Below are 1,462 nucleotides of genomic sequence, written 5' to 3'. Positions count from 1 at the left end.
CGCCCCTCCTTCGGCCAGTGCAGCACCGCGTCGATGCCCGCCCGCGCCGCGGCGTGGAAGTTCTCCGACGCCAGCGCGAACGGCAGCCGCGTCCACACCGGCCGCTGCTGCTCGGCCAGCGAACGCACCAGGCCGTAGTAGAACGCCGTGTTGGCCAGGGTGTCGGCGACCGTCGGCCCGGCGGGCAGCACCCGGTTCTCCACCCTCAGGTGCGGCATCCCGTCGGCGACGTCGTAGACGGGCCGGTTCCAGCGGTAGATGGTGCCGTTGTGCAGCCGCAGCTCGGCCAGGTGCGGCACGCCGCCGGACGCCAGCACCTTCACCGGGTCCTCGTCGTCGCAGATCGGCAGCAGCGAGGGGAAGTAGCGGACGTTCTCCTCGAACAGCTCCAGCGCCGAGTCCACCCACCGCTCACCGAACCAGGTGATCGGCCGCACCCCCTGCGCCTTCAGCTCCTCCGGCCGGGTGTCGCAGGCCTGCTCGAAGAGGACCGGCCGGGTCTCCCGCCACAGCTCCCGGCCGAACAGGAACGGCGAGTTGGCGCCCACCGCCACCTGCGCCCCCGACAGCGCCTGCGCCGCGTTCCACACCGCGGGGAACCGTTCCGGCGTCACCTGCAGATGGAGCTGCAGCGACGTGCAGGCGGCCTCCGCCACGATCGACGCCGACTCCACCTCCAGCCGCTCCACCCCGTCGATGTCCAGCGCGATGTCCTCGCCGCGGGCGGCCAGTATCTGCTCGTTCAGCAGGCTGTAGCGGTCGTTGCGGGACATGTTGTCCAGCACCGCGTGATCGTTGGTCAGGGTGGGCAGCACCCCCACCATCACGATCCGCGCACCCACCTCGGCCGCCTTGCGGTCGGCGTAGCGCAGCCCGGTGTCGATCTCCTCCCGCAGCTCCTCGAAGACCCGGCCGCCCAGGCGGTGCGGCGCGATGTTCACCTCGATGTTGAACTGCCCCAGCTCCGTCTGGAAGTCCGGGCTGGCGATCGCCTGCAGCACCTGCTCGTTGCGCATCACCGGCAGGCCCTGGTCGTCGGCGAGGTTCAGCTCGATCTCCAGACCCATGACGGCACGCGGGCGGTCGAACCGCTTCTCCCGCAGCATCCGCTCCAGCGCCTCCAGGCAGGTCCTGAGCTTTCTGCGGTAGAGCTGCCGGTCGGACAGGTCGGAACCAGTGGCCGCGACCTTTTCGCCCATGGGCGCCATCCCTCCTCGCTGCACCGTGCCTGCATCATGCCCAGGCCGAGTGATCGATAGCCGGGCCGTCGGGCTGCGGCGGGACACCTTTCCGCCTCCGGGCGGATCACACCACCCGACCTGCCCGGTACGCGTGAGATCCGGCGATCCGGGAACAAAGGGCAGGGACGTCCTCTTGCGCCGGGCCCCGGTCCGCCATACAAGAGTCACTGCCGGAAGTCTCCGCCCGCGCCCCGGCCCCGGCCCGCCCGGCCTCCCAGGCC

General features: G+C 71.1%; 1 protein-coding gene. It reads right to left on the bottom strand.

Translation table 11 applies throughout. The features are described 5' to 3' along the window. Positions 1 to 1,199 (bottom strand): glutamate--cysteine ligase (locus AOK09_RS05185; protein ID WP_055585924.1); only part of this gene is annotated, 1,199 nt, incomplete at its 3' end. Between the last annotated feature and the right edge of the window lie 263 nt (positions 1,200 to 1,462).

The organism is Peterkaempfera griseoplana, from assembly GCF_001418575.1.
Lineage (GTDB): Bacteria > Actinomycetota > Actinomycetes > Streptomycetales > Streptomycetaceae > Peterkaempfera > Peterkaempfera griseoplana.
This window is presented reverse-complemented; position numbering and strand designations above follow the sequence as displayed.